Source organism: Rhizobium sp. NXC24, assembly GCF_002944315.1.
GTDB lineage: Bacteria > Pseudomonadota > Alphaproteobacteria > Rhizobiales > Rhizobiaceae > Rhizobium.
Window position 1 is genome coordinate 1079683 of sequence record NZ_CP024311.1, and the last position, 21646, is coordinate 1101328.

The following is a 21646-nucleotide window of genomic DNA, read 5'->3' on the forward strand; positions in this document are numbered from 1 at the left end:
CTACGTCAACCTGTTTTTCTCTATTGTCAGTTGTGGAAAATCTTCGCGCCCTGTTACCGTCAAGTCACCGGAAGCCGGTTTGTCCCAGCGAAAGCCGATGACAGCGCCTTTTTCCACTTGTTGGAACAGATTGTCGGAAATGACAGCCGCACCCGCGCCGTCGGCAACGGAGACGGCGCAGCCGATGGGTGCTTGGCGGATGATATTGCCATTAGCGACGATGTTGCGGAGATAGGGACCCCAGCCGAGTTTCAGGCCCCAGAGCGGGGCGCTTTCGATGAGGTTCGAGGCAATTAGCGTATCGGCTTCGGCCGAGATTCCGATGCCGAAGCCGCTTTCCTGAGGGTAGGGTCCGGTCAGCGACAGGTTGCGGATGATATTGCCGGTGACACTAGCGAGCCGCCCGCCCTTGTCGAAATTGGCAATCGCGATACCGTTTGCCGCGCCGTCGACGAGATTGTTGCTGACCACGGCGCCTTCGAACTCGAATTCGCAGAAGATCGCCGTTTCGCCGGAGCGCAGGCATTGATTGCCTGTGATTTGCACGTTCGATGCCGAATTGGCGCGGACAGCAGTGAAGGCGCAATCGGCGATGTGGTTTCCGGAGACCAGGACATCGTCGGCGCGAAAGATATTGATGCCGTTGCCGTTCTGGCCGGTGCCGCCATCATTGGCGCCGATGCGGGCGATGCGATTGCCGGTGACGATGCTGCCGTCTGCGCCCTTGTCCCAACGATGGATGAGAATGCCGCCATTACCGCAATCCTCGACAGTATTGCCGGTGACCGTCAGTCCGGTCGACTGGACGGAATAGAGGCCGGCTTCTGCGGCGCCCGATATGCGGCTGCGTTCGATCCGCCCGCCGCAGCGCTCCAGTTGCAGCGCATGTTTGCGGCTGCCGGCGATTTCGCAATTGTCGATCAGCACCTGATCAACGCCGGTAAATTGCAGCAATCCGCCGGCATAGTCGGCAAGCCAGCGATTGCCGCCATCAACAACGAGACCGGAGAGTTCGATGCGCCTGGCCTTGTCGGCGCTCATCAGATGGCCTTCGCCGCCATAGACGAGCCGCGAAGCGCCGGGAATGCCGGTGATGCGGGTATTGTCGGGCAGCGAAAGGTTCGAGACATCGTAGTTGCCTGGCGGCAGGAAGACCGGCGCGTTGTTGCGCGCGGCGTTATCAATCATCGCCTGGAGCTTGCCGCTTCTGATATCGCTGGTGCCCGGCGTCGCCCTATAGGCGATGGCATCGATCGGTCCACGCATCTCGGCACCCGCGATCTTGGCGAGCGGCGCAGCAAAGGCGTGCGAAGCAAATAGGTCGGTTGCAGCCGAGGCGGCGATATAGGCGAGGAACGCGCGACGCTGGACCATGTGAACTCCTGGATTGAGCCTTCCGGAAGCAGAAAGCGTGCCACGCGCATCTGTCTCGATTTGGCACGGAAAGAAGCCTGATCTTGCCAAGATGGGCCCCTTATTTTTCGGCCATTTCGCCCTTTTATTCTTTCGTTCACCCATCTGCTTAAGAGGCTTGAAGGAAGCGCGAACTATAATGATCGCGTTTCGGTTGTGACATTTGAGGAGGCCGTGGTTGCGGCCGGGTTGGGAGAATGCGCCTCATGAATAAGCCGGCTTTTCAGCATGCGCGGACAGGCGAGCGTGGTCGTTCGCTTGATGTCGAGACGGAGCGCCTGTTGGCAGCTACGCAGGCGCTGATGGCGGCGAACGCGCACCACGTCGCCGATGGCATCGAGCAATTGCGCCTCAAGGCGATCGTGCATGAGCTGCCGGACTTTCTCTTCGTCAAGGATCGGGAAAGCCGCTTTGTCTTCGCGAATGCCGCCACGGCAAAAAGTCTCGGCTTGGAAAGAGCGAGCGCGATCACCGGAAAGACTGATTTCGATCTGGTGCCGCTGGAGCGGGCGACGAAATATTTCCGTATCGAGCAGGAAATCATCGCTACCGGCAAGCCGCGGCTCGATATGGAGGACGTCATTCCCTCTGCGACCGGCGGCAAGCCGGTCTATCGGTTGACCTCGAAGTTACCGCTGCGCAATGACCGCGGCGAGGTGATCGGCCTGATCTGCATTTCACGCGATATCACCGAGCGCAAGCGCCAGGAGCATCTGCGCCGCAGCCAGGCCGAGCTATTGGAGATGATCGCCAAGAGCGAGCCGCTGGAGATGATCCTCGAGGCGGTGGTGTTGATGGTCGAGGATCAACTTACCGATATCAAAGGATCGGTGCTGCTGCTGGATCCGGAAGGCATCCATCTCTCCCATGGAGCGGCACCCAATCTGCCCGCTGCCTATAGCCGTCTGATCGATGGCGTCGCCATCGGCCCGAAAGTCGGCTCCTGCGGCACGGCCGCCTGGCGCGGCAAGCCAGTCTTCGTCAACGACACCCAGACGGATCCGCTCTGGGAGGACTTTTGTGTTCTGGCCGCGCAATTCGGCCTACGCTCATGCTGGTCGACGCCGATCATGACCTCGCAGGGCAATGTGCTTGGCACTTTCGCGCTTTATTCCGGCACCGTGCGCGAGCCGACCGAACGCGAGCTGGAGCTGGTTGCCATGGCGACCCACATCGCTGGCATCGCCATCGAGCGCAAGCGCGCCGAAGACCGCATCTATTTCATGGCCCATCATGACGACCTGACGGGTCTGCCGAACCGCGCCTTTCTCAAGGAGAACATGGCGAAAATCCTGTTCAAGGCGCGCCGAAACGGCCGCAAGGTGACGGTCGCTTATGTCGATCTCGACAATTTCAAGCAGGTCAATGACAGCCGCGGCCACAGCGCCGGCGATGAGCTGTTGAAGGAGTTGACGGCGCGCATGGTCGATAGCCTCAGGGCTTCCGATATGGTGGTGCGCCTCGGCGGCGACGAATTCCTGCTGGTCATCGTCCATCAGTCGCGCCACGACACTGGCATCACGCGGCGGCTGCGTGAACTGCAGAAGGCGATCACGCAGCCGGTGCTGATCGGGGAGATCGAGGTTGCCGTGACGAGCAGTATCGGCGTCGCAGCCTTTCCAGCCGATGGGGAGACGCCGGAGGAGCTGATCGCCTGCGCCGACGCGGCCATGTACAAGGCCAAGGAGCATGGCCGTAACCGGCTGCAATATCATATTCAGAGATCGGACGCGGCGGGCGTCATGCCGCTGAGCGAGCAGGAAGAATTACGCAAGGCGATCGGCGCCAAGCAGTTCTTTCTGGAATACCAGCCGCAGGTCGATGTCGCGAGCGGCCGGGTGGTCGGCCTGGAGGCGTTGGTGCGCTGGCGTCATCCGCGCCACGGCATGCTGCCGCCCGGTCAGTTCATCCCGCTGGCGGAAGAATCCGGGCTGATCATCCCGCTCGGCTTGTTCGTGCTGAACGAGGCCTGTCGACAGGCCAAGGAATGGCAGGAAATGGGCCTGCCGCCGGTTACGGTCGCCGTCAATGTTTCGGCTCGGCAATTCAGCGATCCGGCGCTTGCCGTGCACGTCACCGAAGCTCTGGAAGCAAGCGGCCTCGGCGCGCAATGGCTGGAGCTTGAGTTGACGGAGAGCACGCTGATGCATGACGTGCCGCGCGCCCTGCATGTGATGCAGGCACTGAAGGCGCTTGGCGTGCGTCTTTCCATCGACGATTTCGGCACCGGCTATTCCAGCTTGGCGGCGCTGAAGACTTTTCCCTTCGACCGTCTCAAAATGGATCGCTCCTTCGTTGAGGCGTTGCCGCGCGACGAGACGACCGTCGCCATCGCCTCCACCGTCATCTCGCTTGCACGGCTGCTGCGTCTGGCGGTCGTCGCCGAAGGAGTGGAAACGGACGAGCAACTCGAGTTCCTGCGTCAGAGTCAGTGCCATGACGCCCAGGGCTTCTATTTCTCGCGGCCGGTCGGAGCGGCGGAAATCCCGAGGATTCTGACGAACGCCTACGATCGCCTCGCTTGAACCCATCCCTGTCCGCTGTAATTCTGCCTCCTATTAGCCGGCCCTTGAATTGATTCTGTATTGGGCTTTGCGCGAAGAGGGGAAGTGGATTTATGGGCAAGGGGCGTATCGAAGCCTTTTCCGATGGCGTGATCGCCATCATCATCACCATCATGGTGCTGGAATTGAAAGTGCCGCATGGCGAGGGGGTGCAGGCGCTCGTACCGCTGATCCCGACGCTGCTTTCCTATGTTCTGAGCTTCGTCTACGTCGGCATCTACTGGAACAATCACCATCATATGTTCCAGGCGGTGAAACACGTCGGGGGCGGCGTGCTTTGGGCCAATCTGCATCTGCTGTTCTGGCTGTCATTGATGCCCTTTGCCACCGGCTGGATGGACGAAAACGACTTCGCCATGACGCCCGTGATGGTCTATGGCTTCGTCTTGCTAATGTGCGGTTTTGCCTATTACATCCTCGGCCAGATGCTGATCCGTGTGCATGGCAGGGATTCCGATTTTGCCCACACGCTCGGTTCGGATCGTAAAGCCGGAATTTCCGTTAGCCTTTACATCGTCGCGATCATACTTGCCGCCATCAACCCGTTTATCTCCCTCGGCATCTATTTCATCGTCGCCTGCATATGGCTGGTGCCGGATCGACGGTTCGAGCGGATGATGAAGTAGACGAGCAGCTTCGCGCTGTGGGCGACTCAGGAAGCGTGTTAGTCCTTCGCTATGCGTGTCGCAGCCTTTCAACGCTTGGCAATGTTTGATGCCGTCGACAAGACAGGCGATGTGCTTGCACGCGATCTGGCATGGGCGGAGGAGCAAGGCATCGACCTCGCGCTTTTCCCGGAGTGCTATCTTCAGGGACACAGCTACGACAAGGAAATTGCCAGACGACGTGCGTTGTCTCTCGATGATCCCGCTCTGAAGTCTCTGATCAACCGCTGTGCATCGGGGAAGACGACTGCGATCATCGGCCTTTTCGAGCGGCGCGGGGAGGCGATCTGCAATAGCGCTGTTGTCGTAAAGGCAGGGCAGATATGCGGGGTCTATGCCAAGGCGCATCCGCTGGAAAGCGGCTGCGTGCCCGGAACGGATTTTCCGGTCTGGACGCTCCGCGATTGGCGCTTCGGCATCAATATCTGTTCCGATCTCCGATATCCCTACACGGCGGCTCGGCTCGCCAGAAGGGGAGCCGGCCTCATCTGCAATCCCGTCAACCTGATGCTGCGGCCTCACAAGGCGGAGAAGTGGCATAAGCCCTGCTTATCGGGCCTACAGACATGCGCCAAACATACGGGATGCTGGGTCATGTCGGCTGATGTTGTCGGCGGCAATGACGATGGCTGGCTAAGTTACGGCAGCACCGCGATCGTCGATCCGAACGGTGTCGTCGTTGCGAAGGCGAAGCCGTATAGCGAGGACGTCCTCGTCTTCGACCTGCCTGATCGACAACCCGAATGCGGATTCGATCAAAAAGCGCCAATGATCGCTACATAATTGCACAAATCACGCTATCCTCTCCCCTATGAGACCGGATCAATTGCTGTATCCCGCCCCTGAGGGGCTGTTCTGTCCGATCGGTGGCTTCTATGTCGATCCGGTGCGGCCAGTCGAACGGGCGTTGATAACGCATGGACATTCCGACCACGCCCGCTCCGGACATGCCCAAGTGCTCGCCACGCGCCAGACGCTGGACATCATGCGGATACGCTATGGCGATGGCTTTTCCGGATCCGAGCAGGCGGTCGGTTTCGGCGAGGAGCTGATCATCAATGGCGTTCGGGTGCGGTTTCATCCGGCCGGGCACGTGCTTGGGTCTGCACAGATCGCGGTGGAGAAGGATGGGCTGCGCATCGTCGTTTCCGGCGATTACAAGCGACGGCCGGACCCGACCTGCGCCGCCTACGTGCCCGTTGCCTGCGACGTCTTCATTACCGAGGCGACCTTCGGACTGCCGGTGTTCCATCATCCCGATCCGCTGGACGAGACGGCGAAGCTGCTGGCTTCGCTCCGGCAATTTCCGGAGCGCACCCATCTCATCGGCGCCTATGCGCTCGGTAAGGCGCAGCGCGTCATCCGGCTGCTGCGCGATGCAGGTTACGACAAGCCTATCTATATTCACGGCGCGCTGGAGACATTGTGCGGCTATTATGCCGGGCAGGGCATAGTCCTCGGCGAGCTGTTGCCGGCAACGATCGAAAGCAGGGATCAATCGATCTTCAAGGGCGCTGTCGTCGTCGGCCCACCCTCGGCTTTCCAAGACCGCTGGGCGAGGCGGTTCCATGAGCCTCTCCCTGCCTTCGCGTCGGGCTGGATGATGGTGCGCCAGCGCGCCAAGCAGCTCGGCGTCGAGCTGCCACTGGTCATTTCGGATCATTGCGACTGGCCGGAGCTGACCGAGACCATCGCTGAGCTGAAGCCGGGCGAAGTCTGGGTCACCCATGGACGGGAAGAAGCCCTCGTGCGTTGGTGCGAATTGCAGGGCATCCCGGCCAAGCCATTGCATCTGATCGGCTATGAAGACGAGGGCGACTGATGAAAGCCTTTGCCGACCTCCTCGATCGCCTGGTGTTGACGCCGAGCCGCAATGGCAAGCTGAAGCTGCTCACCGACTATTTCCGCGAGACGCCTGACCCGGATCGCGGCTACGGTCTCGCCGCGATCGCCGGCACGCTGGAGGTGCGCAACGTCAAGCCGGCCATGCTGCGCGAGCTCGTGCTGGAACGCATGGACGAAGTGCTGTTTCGTTACTCTTATGACTATGTCGGAGACCTCGCCGAGACCATCTCGCTGGTCTGGGACAAGGAAAGCGATATCGTCCGCCCGGCGGGCGAACAGCCGAAGCTCGGCGAGGTGGTGCGCCGGATGAATGCGCTGGGGCGTACCGAGGTGCGCAGCTTCGTTCGTGACCTGCTCGACCGGCTGGACACGTCAGGCCGTTTTGCCTTCCTGAAGCTCGCCACCGGCGCGCTGCGCATCGGTGTGTCGGCGCGACTTGCCAAGCAGGCTTTGGCGGAGCTGAGCGGCAAGGACGTGACCGAGATCGAAACACTGTGGCACGGGTTGCAGCCGCCCTATGAAAGCCTGTTCCAATGGCTGGAGGGCAAGGGCGACAAGCCGGTGCTGGCGACGCCTGCGATCTTTCATTCCGTCATGCTCGCCAATCCCGTCGAGCCTGGCGATCTCACTGGGCTCGATCCCCTGGATTATGCCGCCGAATGGAAATGGGATGGCATCCGCGTCCAGCTTTCGCGGGCGGGAATGACGTGCAAGCTCTATTCCCGCTCCGGCGACGATATCTCCAGCGCCTTTCCGGACATCGTCGATGCCGTCAGCTTCGAGGGCGTCGTCGATGGCGAATTGCTGATCGGCGGCACGGCGCGCTCCAACAGCCCGACGCGTACCTTCTCCGACCTGCAGCAGCGGTTGAACCGCAAGACGGTGACGGCGAAGATGCTGGAGGAATATCCGGCCTTCATCCGTGCCTATGATCTGCTGTTCGATGGCGAAGAGGACGTGCGTGCCCGCGGCTTCCTCGATCGGCGTGAGCGGCTGACGGAAATTATCGAGGCAGCACCCCACGATCGCTTCGACCTCTCGCCGCTGGTCGAATTTACCTCCTGGGAGGAGTTGGACCAATTGCGTTCGTCTCCGCCCGATCCGGTTATCGAAGGCGTCATGATCAAGCGCCGCGACAGCGCCTATCTCGCCGGCCGTGCCAAGGGGCCGTGGTTCAAATGGAAACGCAATCCCTACAATGTCGATGCCGTGCTGATGTATGCCCAGCGCGGCCATGGCAAACGTTCCAGCTATTATTCCGATTTCACCTTCGGCGTCTGGTCGATGACGCCGGAGGGCGAACAACTGGTGCCGGTAGGCAAGGCCTATTTCGGCTTCACGGATGCAGAACTGGAAGTGCTCGACAAGTTCGTGCGCAACAATACGATCGATCGTTTCGGCCCGGTAAGGGCGGTGCGGGCCGATCGCGATTTTGGCTTCGTTCTCGAAGTCGCCTTCGAAGGGATCAACCGTTCGACGCGACATAAATCCGGTGTCGCCATGCGCTTTCCGCGCATTGCTCGTCTGAGACCCGACAAGCCGCCCTATGAGGCGGATCGGCTGGAAAATTTGGTGGCACTAATTGACGCCAAGGCTCCTGCCGTTGATGAATAAGTCAGGTCGATTCCTCACCACAATGTGAGTTGGCCCCGGCTTTCAACCCGTGCAGATTTCGATACTGCCGGGCATATTTGGACAGAGCATATGACAACGTCTGAAGACAACGCATTTCGCCCCGGTCGCCGCACCGTTCTTGCCGGTCTTGCCGTAACACTTTTTGCTCCCAACATCGCTAAGGCTGCCGAAACAAAGGTTCTCGAAACAAAGACGGTCGAGACCAAGGCTGCCGATCCCAAGATCGCCGCGAAAGCCGCGGAGGCGTCGGTCGATCCGCCGCTTTTGGCCGGCGATTATGCCAAGGAGCGTCACAAGTTCCGCACCGACCTTCTGAACAAAGGCCCGGCACCCGACAAATATGAACCGCTGGTCACACCATCGGACGCCGATCAGATTTTTTATCGCAGCGGTCTCGGCGGCGAGCTGGAGCTCGTTGCCTGGGTATCGCGCTATGAGCGCACGCCGAAGCCCAAACCGGCTGTGCTCTTCCTCCATGGGGGCAACGCCATCGGTCAGGGCCATTGGCTGTTAATGAAGCCTTACGTCGATGCCGGCTATGTCGTCATGATCCCGTCGATGCGCGGCGAAAACGGCCAAAAGGGCAATTTCTCGGGTTTCTATGACGAGGTTGCCGACGTTCTCGCTGCATCCGATCGTCTGCGCCACCTGCCGGGCGTCGACCCGCATCGTCTGTTCCTCGCGGGCCACAGCGTCGGTGGTACGCTGGCGATGCTGGCGGCAATGTCGGCCAAACGCTTCCGCGCGGCCACACCCATTTCAGGCAATCCGGATGCCTTCGCCTTCTTCCATCGTTATCCGGAGGATATCCGCTTCAACGCGAAAAATCCGCGCGAATTCCAGATGCGCTCGCCCGTCTGCTACGCCCACAGCTTCAAATGCCCCTTGAAGGTCATGCACGCCAGTGAAGAGACCAATTTGCAGGCCCGGGCGGCGCTGCTTTCGAAGCGTGCTCTTGCCGGCGGTGTAAAAATGGAATTGGCGACGGTTCAGGGCAATCACAACTCGGCGCTGCCGGGTGCGATCGAACAGAGCATCCAGTTTTTCCGGAGTGTGGCGGCCTAAACGGTCAGCCCATCAACCGGTCCACCAGCGCCGCCGCGGCTTCTGCAATCACCGTTCCCGGCGGAAAGATCGCGTCTGCGCCGGCGGTTTCCAATGCAGCGAAATCCTGAGGCGGAATGACGCCGCCGACCGCGATGAGGATACGACCGGCGTGGCGGCGGTTGAGCGCTTCCTTGAGTTCCGGCACCAGCGTCAAATGGCCGGCGGCAAGCGACGAAGCGCCGATGATGTCGGCGCCTTCCCGAACCGCGAGATCGGCCACTTCCTCCGGCGTCTGGAACATGGCGCCGACGACGACATCGAAACCGAGATCGGCGAAAGCCGTGGCAATGACCTTTTGCCCGCGGTCATGTCCGTCCTGCCCCATCTTGGCGACGAGGATGCGGGGCTTCTCGCCCTTTGCCTTGCGGAAAGTTTCCACCTTGGCAACCGCCTTGTTGAACAGAGGATCGGCGGTGCCGACTTCCTTGCGATAGACGCCGGATATGGTTCTGATTTCCGCAACGTGCCGGCCATAGGCCTTTTCCAGCGCCAGCGAGATTTCGCCGACCGTCGCACGTGCGCGCGCCGCTTTGACGGCGAAATCCAAGAGATTGCCGGTGCCGTTGCGCGCGGCATCGGTCAGAGCCTCCAGAGCGGTCTCAACCGCCGTTGTCTCGCGCGTGCCCTTCAATTGCTGCAGTTTCGAGAGCTGGCGGGCGCGGACTTCGGAATTGTCCACCTTCAGCACGTCGACTTCGATATCCCGTTCCGGTCGCGAGAAGTTGACGCCGACGACGGTCTGGTGGCCGCTGTCGATGCGCGCCTGCGTGCGGGCGGCCGCCTCTTCGATCCGGAGCTTCGGAATGCCCTTTTCGATGGCTTTTGCCATGCCGCCGAGTGCTTCGACCTCTTCGATATGGGTGAGCGCGCGGGCTGCCAGATCATGCGTCAGCCGCTCGACGTAGGCCGAGCCGCCCCAGGGATCGATGATACCGGTCGTGCCGGATTCCTTCTGCAGCAGGATCTGTGTATTGCGGGCGATGCGGGCCGAATGATCCGTCGGCAGAGCAAGCGCTTCGTCGAAGGAATTGGTGTGCAGGGACTGTGTGTGGCCCTGCGTTGCCGCCATGGCTTCGACCATGGTGCGGATGATGTTGTTCATCGGATCCTGCGCCGTCAGCGACCATCCGGACGTCTGGCTGTGGGTGCGCAGCGCCAGCGACTTCTCGTCCTTCGGCGCAAAGTTCTTCTGCATCAGTGCGGCCCAGATCAGCCGCGCCGCGCGCATCTTGGCGACTTCCATGAAGAAATTCATGCCGACCGCCCAGAAGAAGGAGAGGCGTGGCGCGAAGCTGTCGATATCGAGCCCGGCAGCCACCCCGGCACGGGCGTATTCGATGCCGTCGGCGATCGTATAGGCGAGCTCCAGATCCGCCGTCGCACCGGCCTCCTGCATATGGTAGCCGGAAATCGAGATCGAATTGAATTTCGGCATGCGCTGGCTGGTATAGCTGAAAATGTCCGAAACGATCCGCATCGAGGGCTGCGGCGGGTAGATATAGGTGTTGCGGACCATGAACTCCTTGAGGATGTCGTTCTGGATGGTGCCGGAGAGCTTATCCTCGGAAACGCCCTGTTCTTCGGCGGCGACGATATAAAGCGCCATCACCGGCAACACAGCGCCGTTCATGGTCATCGATACGCTCATTTCTCCGAGCGGGATGCCGTCGAAGAGCTGGCGCATGTCGAGAATGGAATCGATCGCCACGCCCGCCATGCCGACATCGCCTGCAACGCGCGGATGGTCGCTGTCATAGCCGCGATGGGTGGCAAGATCGAAGGCGACGGAGAGGCCTTTCTGCCCGGCCGCGAGATTGCGGCGGTAGAAGGCGTTCGATTCCTCGGCGGTGGAAAAACCCGCATATTGGCGGATGGTCCAGGGCTGCTGGACATACATGGTCGGATAGGGGCCGCGGACGAAGGGAGCTGCGCCAGGATAGGTGTCGAGGAAGTTCAACCCGGCAAGGTCAGCAGCGTCATAGACGCGCTTGACGGCGATGCCCTCCGGAGTTTGCCAGGCCGGGGCGTCGGTTTTTGAAGTAACCGCTTTCGGTCTCTTCCAGTCGATTTTGCTGAAGTCGGGGATAGTGGTCACCGAGCCGATACCTCCGCGAATTCCAATGCCGCCTTCATGCCCCAGCTCCCTCATCCAATCGCACCGGCATCAGTCCCATCCCGCCTGCGACCGGACTCAACTCCCCCAAAACCGGAACCGGTCGCTCCGCCTTCATCGCAAACAATGTCGTCCCCACAATCGGCTTTGCCACACGATTTGCCCGCGCTTCCTGCACCATCGCCGCTAATCGGCCACTGGCGATAAACTTCGCAAGCCCGCCATCCCGCTCGATGCCCGCAAAAATCTCCCAGGCCTTTTCCGCCAAAGCTTCGGTCAGCGCCTCGATGCCGCCAGCTCCGGCGGCCGGGTCGACGACATGGTCGAGATGGCTTTCGGCAATCAGGACGGTCTGCATATTGCGCGCCAGGCGCCGCGCCAGCGGATCGGGAATGCCATGGGTCAAGCTGTGCGGCAGCACGGAAATCTCGTCGGCGCCTCCGGTGCCGGCAGAAAAGACGGCTATCGTGTTGCGCAGGATATTGGTTTCCGGGTCGAGCCGCGTCAGCATGCGGTAGCTCGTTTCCATGTAGAGATGGGCGACCGGCGGGTCGGAAATGCCGCAAACCTCTGCGATGCGGGCAAAGATCATGCGTGCGGCGCGAGCTTTCGCCATGGTGACGAATTGGTTCTGATCGGCAGACAGACAGAGACTTGCTATATTGAGGGTCACTTCCGGCGCGACGCCTGCGTCATCCAATAGTTTCAGATGAGCGACGAGAGCCGCCGCCATGACGGCCAGTTCCTGCGCCTCCGTTCCGCCGGCATTGTGCACGGCGCGGCCATCGGCATTGAAAACGGTTCCGGCAAATCCCGCGTCATGGAGACGTTTGAAGCTGCCCGTCATCTCCCGCGTCGTGCTGGAGGCGAAAACGTCGAGGCCGAAATGCACGGTCGGGCGATGTTGGTTCTTCTCGAGCGCCGCCGCCAATGCCGCGGCAAAGGCCGGTGAGAGGCCGTCCAAGCGCAGCGAAATGGAATTGCCGGAAACAGCAGCCGCCAATCTTGCCGCAAGCACCCCCGTCTCGTTGTTGAGGCCGATACCAAAGGCCGAGGGGCTGCTTTTCGAGATCAGGCTGACGCCGTTGCTCCCGTTGGCGAGATCCTCGCCGAGCTGAAGGAAAGCGCGTTCGATATCCGGATCATCCATCCGCTGGCTGACGACCCAAGGTCTGTCGGTTTGCCGGCGGGTGAATGGCGCGGCATCGGAGCGGCGGGCATAGAGCGGCTCGATCGCGATGCCGTCATCCGTTCGCGATACCAGCGCCTCCTGGTAATCCGCGCCCTTCAGTGCCCGGTCCACCAGCTTGAGCCATGCCTCGCGGCTTACAGGAGCAAAAACGTTCGGGTCCAGACTGTCGATATTCATGCTATCCTCCGTCTTCCAATGGTCTAACCCAAGCCAGGGCAAGGGAAAACAGAAGTTTGGCCTATTGGAGCAATATCTTCGCATGCGACGCCAGCCTCGCGCCAGCCGCGCCGGTCATCATGTGGCTGACCGATCCATATTCAACTGGTTCCCGATGATGGCCGATCTCCTGCCTGTTTCCCGTCGCTTGCTTGCTGTAGCCGCTTTTGCCGCGCTGTCCGCCTGCAGCATCATTCCCGATACCGGAGCGACCGATCCCGACCGGTTCGTACAGGAAACAGCGCCTGTCTTTTACCAGCCCGAAGGTATCGATCCACAAAAGGTAAAACGCCTGCCGGTCCAGCCGGTGCCGCAAGCGCGCGATCTCTTCCGCACGCAATTCAATCAGACCTACGGCCTGCCGACCTCCAATCCGGTGCATCAGGCCATGTATGCGCAGAAGAGCGAAGACGATTTCACCCTGCCGGCCATCCCCTATAAGCGCATAGATCAGCGCTTCTTGCGCCAGGAAGTGGACTATCAGACCGATGAAAGGCCCGGCACGATCGTCGTCGATACGAGGGGCCACTATCTCTATTTCGTCGAGCCGGGCGGCAGGGCGATGCGTTATGGCGTCGGCCTCGGCGCGGCAGGTTATGCCTGGCATGGCAGGGGCATCATCCAGTGGAAGCAGAAATGGCCGCGCTGGACGCCGCCGAGCGAAATGGTGGCCCGCGAACCGCAGATCAGGCCGGTTTCAGCCGAACGCGGCGGCATGAATCCGGGGCCGACCAATCCGCTCGGCGCTCGCGCCCTCTATATCTTCCAGAATGGCAAGGACACGCTCTATCGCATTCACGGCACGCCGGATTGGCAGTCGATCGGCAAGGCAGCGTCATCCGGCTGTGTGCGCATGCTGAACCAAGATGTGATCGATCTCTACAATCGTGTGTCGGCAAGGGCCGAAGTCGTGGTTCTGTAACGGCAGATTGCAACAAATTTTCGTGATGTTGCATAAGTGCGATAGCCGGGCTTCGCTGCCCTCTTTAGTTTTATTCCTGTCTCTGCGAATCTTGCGGGGAACCGAATCGGATCGTTTCGAGTTCCCGCTTCCCTTCCAACAGGAATGATGCTGTCGACATGAGCCTGCCTTCTTCTCTTTCCCGACGAAATTTCCTCGCCCTTGCGGGCATTGGCGCCGTTTCGACGCTCGCCGGCTGCGCTTCCACGGTGGAGAGCAATCCGATTGTCAGCCCCGTGCAGTATAACGGTTCCACCTATCGCCCCTTAGGCAGTTGGCTCTCCAGCTATAATGGCGAGCAGCCGGACCCGGCTGTGATCTATGCAGCTATGGATGATGGCGGCTTTCATCTTCCGGCAATACCCTATGAGCAGATCGATCCGCGATATTATCGTCAGCGCGTTGTCGATCCGACGGGTGAGCCGCCAGGCACCGTCGTCGTCAATACGCGCGAGCGCTTCCTCTATGTCACCGAACCGGGCGGCACGGCGATGCGCTATGGTATCGGCGTCGGTCGCGAAGGCTTCGCCTGGCAGGGCCGTGGTGTCATCCAGTGGCGCAAGAAATGGCCGCGCTGGAACCCGCCGGACGAAATGGTCGCCCGTCAGCCGGAACTCGTCAAATATTCCATCGCCAACGGCGGCATGGAGCCTGGCTTGAAGAATCCGCTCGGCGCGCGCGCGCTTTATATTTTCGAGGATAAGCAGGATTCGCTCTACCGTCTGCACGGCAATCCCGACTGGCGCTCCATCGGCAAGGCCGTTTCCTCGGGCTGCGTTCGCCTGCTGAATCAGGACGTCATCGATCTCTACGACCGCGTGCCGCAACGCGCGCCAATCTTGGTGACGCAGGCGTAAGCTTGGACATGTTTTTGACGAGTGGAATTTAACGGCTGTTATTCGGCCGTTAAATTCGCTCTTAGCCGCTGCAGCCGGTCGCGCAGACTGGCCATTTCATTCATATCGCAGCCGACGGCTTGGCCGATGGCTGCCATGATCATACTGACCTGGCATTTCATGCCGGCGCCCTTTTCCGTCAACGAAACGATTACCTGGCGTTCGTCCTTCGGGTCTCGTACGCGCCCGATCAGGCCGGCTTGCTCGAGGCGTTTCAACAGCGGCGACAGCGTGCCCGAATCGAGATCAAGCTGCTCACCGATGGTCTTGACCGACAAACAGCCTTTCTCCCAGAGCACCAGCATCACCAGATATTGCGGATAGGTCAGCCCGACGCGATCGAGGATCGGCTTGTAGGCGCGATTGAAGGCATGCGCGGTCGCGTAGACGGCAAAACAGAGCTGCCGTTCCAGCCGCTTTTCCTCATCCGGGATTGCCCGCTCCTGCACCTTGTCCGTCATCGCTGCTCCGCCAGTTTCTTGTTGACGTCATTGTCACAGGTTCATTTTTCAAAATCAAATTACAAAAATATATTGCGCACGATTAAATCGCGTTATATACAAACTTCATCCAACTCGCAAAGGAGATCTGACATGCCTATCCTCTACACCACCAAGGCTTCCGCTACCGGCGGCCGTGCAGGCCACGCCGTTTCCGAAAATGGCGTTCTTGACGTCACCCTGACCGTGCCGAAGGAACTCGGCGGCGACGGCGCTACCGGCACCAATCCGGAACAGCTCTTCGCTGCAGGCTATTCCGCCTGCTTCCTTGGCGCCCTGAAATTTGTTGCAGGCCAGCAGAAGGTCAAGATTCCGGAAGACGCCAAGGTGACGGCAACGGTTGGCATCGGCCCGCGCGCGGATGGCACCGGCTTCGGCATCGAAGTCTCGCTGTCGGTTCACATTCCCGGCATGGAAAAGGCCGAAGCTGAAAAGCTCGCCGCTGCCGCTCACATCGTCTGCCCCTATAGCCACGCCATGCGCACCTCGACGGAAGTGCCGGTCACGGTTGCCTGAGAACGGGCTTTCTCATCTTCCGAACTGACGGAACGGATGACATAAAAGAGGAGCGATATGCATTTCGGTGCATGTCGCTCTTTTTCTTTTGCAAGAAAGTTGCTATATGTTTTCTTGAGAAAGGATATAGCCATGATATCTGCTCAAGCGATCGGTCACGCAAATCCGGGCGAGGCCCTAGTCATCACCAAGGCGGTCGTTAATGCCGCGGAGCGGCTGGGCTTGAACGCCCGCATGCTCGCTGCTGTCATCGGCGTTTCGGAAGCGACGGTGTCGCGCATGAAGCGGCAAGATCATCTTCTGGAGCGGCACAGCAAGCCATTTGAACTCGCCGTTCTTTTCGTACGTCTGTTTCGCTCGCTCGATGCCATTGTCGGCGGCGATGAGGCCGTGGCGCGGCAATGGCTGCGCAATGTCAATCTCGCCTTCGGTGCAACGCCGCTCGAAAAGATCACCTCCATTTCCGGATTGACCGATGTCCTTGCCTATCTGGACGCCCGCCGCGCTATCGTCTGAGGCTCGGCCGATTTCAGGCCGCTATTGGCGACTGGTGGAGGCGCAGCATCAGGTCTCGACCTTGAAGCTGGTCGACACGCTGGAAGAGCAGGCGCTTCTCGAGCATCTGCTGGAGGAGAGCAAGCCGGCGCTGCCGCCGGAATGCGCTGGTCTGGACTATCTGTTGGCCACTCCCTTCCGCTACGGAGCGATCTACCCTCACGGCTCACGCTTCAGGCGTGCGGGACGCACCCTCGGCGTCTTCTACGCTTCCGAACGGGTCGAAACGGCGCTGGCCGAAATGAGTTTTTACCGGCTGCTTTTCTTCAGCGATTCTCCGGAGACGCCGTTGCCTGCCAATGCGGCGGAATACACCGCCTTCGCCGCCGCGATCAGCACCAAAGAGGCGATTGATCTTACCCGCTCGCCGTTGGATCGAGATCGCGAAGCATGGACCGATCCCGTCAGCTACGAAGCTTGCCAGTCGCTCGCCGACGCGGCGCGTGCAGGGGGCATTCAGGCGATCCTCTACCGCTCCGTCAGGGATTCCCAAGGCGGGAAGAATATTGCCCTTCTGACGGCCCATGCCTTTGCCGCCCGCGAACCGGTCGAACGGCAGACCTGGCGCATCCGGCTGTCGCCGGCCGGTGTGCAGGCACTCTGCGATTTTCCGAAAAGTCGCATCGGTTTCGCACGCAGCGATTTCGGCGCTGATCCGCGCATGCGAAACAGCGCTTAAGCCAACGTGAGCAAATCCCGCCGCAGCCGGTCCGCATTGCCGTCGGGCAGCCGCGCTTCCACCTCGGCATGCGTCACTTTCCAGATCGGCACGGCGGCTGCAAGCACCGCTTTGCCTGACGGGGTCAGGCTGAGTAGCCGGGCACGGCGATCCCTGGGATTGGGAAGAATGCTTATCCAGCCCCGCCGCTCCAGCGGTTTTAAGGCCGCCGTCAGCGTCGTCTGATCTATTGCGAGCAGCGTCGCCACCGGCCCCATGGCCGCAGGCTCTGGCCTGTTCAGCGACATCATCAGGGAAAACTGGCCATTGGTGAGCCCGAGCGGCCTCAGCGCTTCGTCGAAACGGCGCGCCAGGGCCCGAGCGGCGCGCTGCACATGCAGGCAAAGGCAGGTATCGCGCACGAGTAGTGTTGTCTCGAAAGGAATTTCAATCATGTTTGACATGGTTTACTAATATTGATATCAATGCATTTGTCAAGTTTGGTGAGAAGTGGACGCCGGAGGAGGGCGCGACAATGAACCAAATCGTTTCACGCGAGGTGTGGCTGGAGGCTCGCCGCGAACTGCTTGCCAAGGAGAAAGAAGCGACGCATTTGCGTGACCGTATCAATGAGGAGCGCTTGGCGCTGCCCTGGGTCAAGGTCGACAAGGACTATGTTTTCGACACGCCCACGGGGAAGAAATCGCTGGCCGATCTCTTCGACGGCCGCAGTCAGCTCATCGTCTATCACTTCATGCTCGGTCCGCAATGGGAGGCCGGATGCCCCGGTTGTTCGTTCCTCGTCGATCATTTCGACGGCGCCCTGCCACATCTCAATCATCACGACGTCACCCTCGTTGCCGTTGCCCGTGCGCCGATCGAGAAGATAGAGGCTTACAAAAAGCGCATGGGCTGGAAGTTCCCCTGGGTGTCGTCTTTCGCCAACGACTTCAATTTCGACTATCACGTCTCCTTTACGGCAGAGCAGCTCGCCGGCGAAAAGGTGTTCTACAATTTCTCTGCCATGGACGCGAAGAACGGCCACGACGAACTTCCCGGGCTCAGCGCGTTCTACAAGGATGAGGCCGGCAATATTTTCCACACCTATTCCAGCTATGCCCGCGGCGGCGAAGAGATGATCGGCACGCTGATGATCCTCGACAATGCGCCGAAGGGACGCAACGAAGGCAGCACCATGGATTTCGTGCGTCGCCACGATGAATATGACGAAGCCCCGAAGGCGCAATCCTCCTGTCACTGAAGCATCAGCCCAAGCCGCGCGATTTTCCGTCGAAGGTCGCGCGGGAACAAATATCCGAAGTGCCGTGTTTAAAGCATGTCGCGCAAAAGTGTGCAGCGGTTTTGCGATAACGACATGCGCAAAATCAGGACCTAAAGCGCAAGGAGCGGATCTGAAAGATCGCGATGCGCTACGGGGTATAGGGCTCGGCCAATCGCAAAGGAGGGACGCGATGAAGGCGAAACTGACGGAAGAGCACGCATTCTGCAGTCCGGCCAGCTATCGTGAAGCCATCACACTCATCGACGACAATGAACGCATCTTTTCCTCGTGCCAGCCGGACTGAAGCTGGAAGGAATTCATGATCGCCAATTACCGCCGCAAGCAATAGGGAGATCTACAATGGCTGCGAAGGGATATTTTGTCTGGTACGAACTGATGACCACCGACATGGCCGCGGGAGAGGCCTTCTACCGCAAGGTTGTCGGCTGGGACGCCAAGGATGCCGGGATGCCGGAAATCGAAATGGCCTATACTCTGTTCAGCGCCGGCGCCGGCCCGATCGCCGGCATGATGATCCTGCCGGAAGAGGCCAAGGCCATGGGGACGCCACCCTGCTGGACCGGCTATATCAGCGTGCCCAATGTCGATGAGGCTGCCAAGACGATCGCCGCAAAGGGCGGCAGGGTCTATCGAGAGCCTGGGGACATTCCGGGTGTCGGCCGCTTCGCCGTCGTCTCCGATCCCTATGGCGCCGCCTTCTGCATTTTCACGCCGTTGCCGGGCCAGGACTGGCAGCCGCCGGAACCCAATGCTCCCGGCTATATCGGCTGGCACGAGCTCTATTCCAACGACGGCCCGAAAGCCTTTGATTTCTACCGCGATATGTTCGGCTGGGAATCGAGTTCCGATTTCGACATGGGTCCGATGGGCACCTACAAGATCTTCAAGATCGGCGACCGCGACTTCGGCGGCATCATGACGAAGCCGGCGGAAATGCCGATGGCCGCCTGGAACTTCTATTTCAATGTCCCGGCAATTGATGCCGCTATCGGCCGCGTCAACGAGGCCGGCGGAAAGGTCGTCAACGGCCCGATGGAAGTCCCCGGCGGTAGCTGGATCGTCCAGTGCACCGACCCGCAAGGCGCGTTCTTCTCGCTCGTTGCGCCAGTGAAATAAGCTTTTGCCTTCTCCCCTCGGGGGAGAAGGTCGCGCGCAGCGCGGGTTGAGGGGGCGTTACTGGGGAGCAGGCTTTGGAGCACGGCTTACGATATTCGTCGCTGTGCTCCTCGTTCTCTCATCCGCCCTTCGGGCACTTGCTCCCCGAGGGGAGAAGGGGTCCGCTACCGCTTCAAGCTACCCAGAATCCCTCTCACCAGCGCCCGTCCAACCTGCGTCGCGATCGTACGTGCGGCGCTCTTCATCGCTGCTTCCAAAATCGTTTCGCGCTGGTAGCCGGAACGGCCGCGGCTTGCCGGTTTGTCATCGTCATCCCCGAAGCCGGGGAGCGTCCAGCGGCCGCCGGCGCTTCCGTCGTCCTGTTTGGCGGCATCCTGCTCGGCCGCCTTGCCGGCGCGGGCGGCGAGGATTTCGAAGGCGGATTCGCGATCGACCGTCTCGTCGTAGAGGCCGGCGACCGGGCTGTCGTTGATGACGGCCTGGCGCTCGGTATCGGTCACCGGGCCGATGCGACCCGACGGCGGGCGGATCAAGGTGCGTTCGACGATCGAGGGCGCGCCCTTGCCTTCAAGCATGGAGATCAGCGCTTCGCCGGTGCCGAGCGTGGTGATGACTTCGGCGCAGTTGAAGGCCGGGTTAGGCCGGAAGGTTTCGGCGGCCGTCTGGACTGCCTTCTGTTCGCGCGGCGAATAGGCGCGCAGCGCATGCTGAACGCGGTTGCCAAGCTGGGCGAGCACGGTTTCTGGCACGTCGAGCGGGTTCTGCGTGACGAAATAGACGCCGACACCCTTGGAGCGGATCAAGCGCACCACCTGTTCGACGCGCTCGATCAGCACCTTCGGCGCATCGTTGAAGAGCAGGTGCGCCTCGTCGAAGAAGAAGACCAGCTTCGGCTTTTCAGGATCGCCGACTTCCGGCAGTTCCTCGAAGAGCTCGGACAGCAGCCACAGCAGGAAGGTGGCGTAAAGCCTTGGGTTCATCATCAGCTTGTCGGCGGCAAGCACCGAGATCTGCCCATAGCCATCATTGCTGACGCGCATGATGTCGGAAATCTTCAGCGCCGGCTCGCCGAAGAAGTTTTCCGCCCCCTGCTGCTCCAGCACCAGCAAAGCACGCTGGATCGAGCCGACGGATGACTTCGAGATCAGGCCGAACTGGCTGGAAAGCTCGCTCGCATGGTCGCCCATATAGTTGAGCAAGGCCTGGAAATCCTTGAGGTCGAGCAGCGCCAGCCCATTGTCATCGGCAATCTTGAATGCGATGTTGAGCACGCCCTCCTGCGCCTCCGATGCGTTCATTAGCCGTGCCAGCAGCAGCGGCCCCATCTCGGCGATGGTGGTGCGCACGCGATGGCCTTTTTCGCCGTAGAGATCCCAGAAGATCGCCGGGAATTGTTCGAATTCGTAGGGCTTCAGACCAATTTCCTCGGCCCGTTTCAAAAGGAAATCCTTCGGCTCGCCCTTGGCGGCGATACCGGAGAGATCGCCCTTGATATCGGCGCAGAAGACGGGCACGCCGGCTTTGGAAAAACCCTCCGCCAGCACCTGCAGGGTCACCGTCTTGCCGGTGCCTGTCGCGCCGGTGACGAGGCCGTGGCGATTGCCGAATTTCAGCGTCAGATATTCGTCCTTATTGATGCTGTCGTCCGGATTGCGGCTGGCGCCGACGAAAATCTGTTCATCCTGTTGCGGCATCAGGCGTCGTCTCCCTTTGGACGGCGGCACTGCAACCCCGAGAAGTTTTAGGGGCGAGAGGTGCCAGAGGCCCATTCATTGTTTTGTCCTGACGCTGTTATAAGAAGAGACTTGAATGGGGACAACCGTTCGCTTCATGGTGATGCTTCCGGTAGTGTCGCACACAACCCGGACAGACTTGAGTCGGTCGGCGCATTCAATTACGTTGACGTTCACGTCATAAGTAACAAGCAGGAGGCCAGAATGAACGAGATTATTGATCAGATCGCAACGAGAGCCGGCATTTCACCCGATATTGCAGAGAAGGCCGTTGGCATGATGCTGGGCTTCCTACAGCGCGAAGCCCCGGATGGCCCGGTCACCAAGATGATCGAGTCCATCCCCGGTGCGTCCGATCTGGTGGCGCAATATAACGGGGAGGAAACGTCCGGCGGTCTGCTCGGCGGCCTTCTGAGCGCCGTTGGCGGTGGCGGCGGTCTCATGGCGCTCGGCCAGTCGTTGATGAGCAGCGGTCTCAACATGGGCGAAATTTCCTCGCTCGCCAAGGAAACCATCGCGACCGCCCGCGAACATGCCGGCGATGAGGTGGTCGATGAGGTCGTCAATTCCGTGCCGGGGTTGAGCCAGTTCCTGTAATATGCTGTCATTTGTGACGAAGGCCCCGCGGTCTGATCGCGGGGCTTTTTTGTTTGATCAT

Annotated in this window: 20 protein-coding genes; 14 read left to right on the forward strand and 6 right to left on the reverse strand. The window is 60.4% G+C overall.

What is annotated here, in order from left to right:
* Positions 1 to 1374, reverse strand: a complete 1374-nt coding sequence (locus NXC24_RS05395) for a TIGR03808 family TAT-translocated repetitive protein (protein ID WP_104822370.1) — start codon at positions 1372 to 1374, stop codon at positions 1 to 3.
* A 245-nt stretch (positions 1375 to 1619) separates the two neighbouring features.
* Between NXC24_RS05395 and NXC24_RS05400 the strand changes: the two genes are divergently transcribed.
* The 6 genes from NXC24_RS05400 (at position 1620) to NXC24_RS05425 (ending at position 9187) form a co-directional block, all read left to right on the forward strand.
* Complete coding sequence (locus tag NXC24_RS05400; protein ID WP_104822371.1) at positions 1620 to 3938, forward strand: EAL domain-containing protein; 2319 nt, start codon at positions 1620 to 1622, stop codon at positions 3936 to 3938.
* Positions 3939 to 4030: 92 nt separating this feature from the next.
* A complete protein-coding gene (locus tag NXC24_RS05405; RefSeq protein WP_104822372.1) occupies positions 4031 to 4603 on the forward strand; it encodes a TMEM175 family protein in 573 nt (190 codons plus the stop codon).
* An 81-nt stretch (positions 4604 to 4684) separates the two neighbouring features.
* Positions 4685 to 5425, forward strand: a complete 741-nt coding sequence (locus NXC24_RS05410; RefSeq protein WP_245463936.1) for a carbon-nitrogen hydrolase family protein — start codon at positions 4685 to 4687, stop codon at positions 5423 to 5425.
* A 28-nt stretch (positions 5426 to 5453) separates the two neighbouring features.
* A complete protein-coding gene (locus NXC24_RS05415) occupies positions 5454 to 6464 on the forward strand; it encodes a ligase-associated DNA damage response exonuclease (protein WP_104822374.1) in 1011 nt (336 codons plus the stop codon).
* On the forward strand, positions 6464 to 8101 hold the full coding sequence (locus tag NXC24_RS05420; protein WP_104822375.1) for a cisplatin damage response ATP-dependent DNA ligase: 1638 nt from the start codon (positions 6464 to 6466) through the stop codon (positions 8099 to 8101). The genes NXC24_RS05415 and NXC24_RS05420 overlap by 1 nt, the downstream gene beginning before the upstream one ends.
* Before the next feature lie 90 nt (positions 8102 to 8191).
* Positions 8192 to 9187: an alpha/beta fold hydrolase gene (locus tag NXC24_RS05425; protein ID WP_104822376.1), complete on the forward strand. Its 996-nt coding sequence runs from the start codon at positions 8192 to 8194 to the stop codon at positions 9185 to 9187.
* A gap of 4 nt (positions 9188 to 9191) precedes the next feature.
* On the opposite strand, the gene scpA is transcribed toward NXC24_RS05425, so the two are convergent.
* Together scpA and NXC24_RS05435 are read right to left on the reverse strand one after the other, a co-directional pair.
* Positions 9192 to 11324 carry a methylmalonyl-CoA mutase gene (gene scpA / locus NXC24_RS05430; protein WP_104825020.1) on the reverse strand — a complete coding sequence of 711 codons (2133 nt, stop codon included), beginning with the start codon at positions 11322 to 11324 and terminating at the stop codon, positions 9192 to 9194.
* Between the two features lie 34 nt (positions 11325 to 11358).
* Positions 11359 to 12711, reverse strand: a complete 1353-nt coding sequence (locus NXC24_RS05435) for a methylmalonyl-CoA mutase family protein (protein ID WP_104822377.1) — start codon at positions 12709 to 12711, stop codon at positions 11359 to 11361.
* A 157-nt stretch (positions 12712 to 12868) separates the two neighbouring features.
* Here NXC24_RS05435 and NXC24_RS05440 point away from each other — a divergent pair, with 157 nt between their 5' ends.
* Both NXC24_RS05440 and NXC24_RS05445 read left to right on the forward strand, forming a co-directional pair.
* Positions 12869 to 13672 carry a L,D-transpeptidase gene (locus NXC24_RS05440; protein ID WP_104825021.1) on the forward strand — a complete coding sequence of 268 codons (804 nt, stop codon included), beginning with the start codon at positions 12869 to 12871 and terminating at the stop codon, positions 13670 to 13672.
* 158 nt (positions 13673 to 13830) lie between these two features.
* A complete protein-coding gene (locus tag NXC24_RS05445; protein ID WP_104822378.1) occupies positions 13831 to 14568 on the forward strand; it encodes a L,D-transpeptidase family protein in 738 nt (245 codons plus the stop codon).
* A 38-nt stretch (positions 14569 to 14606) separates the two neighbouring features.
* On the opposite strand, the gene NXC24_RS05450 is transcribed toward NXC24_RS05445, so the two are convergent.
* Positions 14607 to 15068 (reverse strand): MarR family transcriptional regulator, encoded by a 462-nt coding sequence (locus NXC24_RS05450; protein WP_104822379.1) that lies wholly within the window; start codon positions 15066 to 15068, stop codon positions 14607 to 14609.
* Between the two features lie 132 nt (positions 15069 to 15200).
* On the opposite strand from NXC24_RS05450, the gene NXC24_RS05455 reads away from it, so the two are divergent.
* From NXC24_RS05455 to NXC24_RS05465, 3 genes are all read left to right on the forward strand, one after another.
* On the forward strand, positions 15201 to 15623 hold the full coding sequence (locus NXC24_RS05455) for an organic hydroperoxide resistance protein (protein WP_104822380.1): 423 nt from the start codon (positions 15201 to 15203) through the stop codon (positions 15621 to 15623).
* Between the two features lie 132 nt (positions 15624 to 15755).
* Positions 15756 to 16139, forward strand: a complete 384-nt coding sequence (locus NXC24_RS05460) for an MbcA/ParS/Xre antitoxin family protein (RefSeq protein WP_104822381.1) — start codon at positions 15756 to 15758, stop codon at positions 16137 to 16139.
* The gene (locus NXC24_RS05465; protein ID WP_104822382.1) at positions 16099 to 16857 is read left to right on the forward strand and encodes an RES family NAD+ phosphorylase; all 759 of its coding nucleotides are present in this window, start codon (positions 16099 to 16101) and stop codon (positions 16855 to 16857) included. The genes NXC24_RS05460 and NXC24_RS05465 overlap by 41 nt, the downstream gene beginning before the upstream one ends.
* Here the strand turns inward: NXC24_RS05465 and NXC24_RS05470 are convergent.
* Positions 16854 to 17300 carry a MarR family transcriptional regulator gene (locus NXC24_RS05470; RefSeq protein WP_104822383.1) on the reverse strand — a complete coding sequence of 149 codons (447 nt, stop codon included), beginning with the start codon at positions 17298 to 17300 and terminating at the stop codon, positions 16854 to 16856. The two genes, NXC24_RS05465 and NXC24_RS05470, sit on opposite strands and share 4 nt — an antisense overlap.
* Before the next feature lie 71 nt (positions 17301 to 17371).
* Here NXC24_RS05470 and NXC24_RS05475 point away from each other — a divergent pair, with 71 nt between their 5' ends.
* Positions 17372 to 18097, forward strand: a complete 726-nt coding sequence (locus tag NXC24_RS05475) for a thioredoxin family protein (RefSeq protein ID WP_104822384.1) — start codon at positions 17372 to 17374, stop codon at positions 18095 to 18097.
* Between the two features lie 381 nt (positions 18098 to 18478).
* Complete coding sequence (locus NXC24_RS05480) at positions 18479 to 19255, forward strand: VOC family protein (protein ID WP_104822385.1); 777 nt, start codon at positions 18479 to 18481, stop codon at positions 19253 to 19255.
* A gap of 164 nt (positions 19256 to 19419) precedes the next feature.
* Here NXC24_RS05480 and NXC24_RS05485 read toward each other — a convergent pair whose 3' ends face one another.
* Positions 19420 to 20949, reverse strand: a complete 1530-nt coding sequence (locus NXC24_RS05485; protein WP_104822386.1) for a helicase HerA-like C-terminal domain-containing protein — start codon at positions 20947 to 20949, stop codon at positions 19420 to 19422.
* A gap of 243 nt (positions 20950 to 21192) precedes the next feature.
* Between NXC24_RS05485 and NXC24_RS05490 the strand changes: the two genes are divergently transcribed.
* Positions 21193 to 21585 carry a hypothetical protein gene (locus tag NXC24_RS05490; RefSeq protein ID WP_104822387.1) on the forward strand — a complete coding sequence of 131 codons (393 nt, stop codon included), beginning with the start codon at positions 21193 to 21195 and terminating at the stop codon, positions 21583 to 21585.
* Positions 21586 to 21646: the final 61 nt, after the last annotated feature.